The 783-nt window shown below is 61.0% G+C and carries 1 protein-coding gene; it reads right to left on the reverse strand.

Annotation, left to right across the window (positions count from 1 at the left end):
* Positions 1–82: 82 nt before the first annotated feature.
* Positions 83–718 (reverse strand): RluA family pseudouridine synthase, encoded by a 636-nt coding sequence (locus PMI23_RS28515; RefSeq protein ID WP_007919202.1) that lies wholly within the window; start codon positions 716–718, stop codon positions 83–85.
* Positions 719–783 lie beyond the last annotated feature (65 nt).

Genomic DNA, 783 nt, shown 5'->3' on the forward strand with positions numbered 1-783 from the left:
GCTGCGATCTTTTGATCTTATGAACAGCAAGATCAAAAGATCGCAGCCTTCGGCAGCTCCTACATGGGGCCGGTGGTGGTCGTCAAAACGGCGCAGGGCACTCGAAGCGCAGGCGTTCGCCGGTTTGCGGATGGGTGAAGCTGAGCATGCTCGCGTGCAGGCACAGGCGTGGCCATGCCGCCAGAGCCTGTTCGTGGGCGTAGAGCCCGTCACCGAGCAGCGGATGCCCGATCGACAGCATGTGCACGCGCAATTGGTGCGAACGACCGGTGATCGGTGTCAGCTCAACGCGACACCAGTCACCGCAACGTTCCAGCACACGCCAGAAGGTCAGCGCATGCTTGCCGAATTCGTGGTCGACCACATGACGCGGCTTGGTCGGTGGGTCGTAACGCAGCGGCAGGTCGATGCTGCCACTGTCGAGTTCCGGCTGACCCCAGGCCAAAGCGGTGTAGGCCTTTTCGGTTTCGCGGTCGTGAAACTGGCGCGACAGTTCGCGATGCGTGTCGGCGTCACGGGCGAGCAAAATGATGCCGGAGGTTTCCCAGTCCAGGCGATGGACGATGCGCGCTTCCGGGTAGCCGTTTTCCTGCAAACGGGTAATCAGGCAGTCCTTGTTGTCGTCGGCGCGACCGGGCACCGAGAGCAGCAAGGTCGGTTTGTTCACCACCAGTACGGCGGCGTCCTGATGAATGATGCGGATGTTGGACAGCGGCATTAAAACAGCCTCGTAACAAATGCCAACGGCGGCTCGGAACTGCTGATAACCCTGTAGGAGCTGCC

The organism is Pseudomonas sp. GM24 (assembly GCF_000282235.1).
In the GTDB taxonomy this organism is placed as follows: Bacteria; Pseudomonadota; Gammaproteobacteria; order Pseudomonadales; family Pseudomonadaceae; genus Aquipseudomonas.

Bases quoted from the DNA above. Each gene is read 5' to 3' on its own strand.
- PMI23_RS28515 (WP_007919202.1), bottom strand. From the start codon at position 718: ATGCCGCTGTCCAACATCCGCATCATTCATCAGGACGCCGCCGTACTG.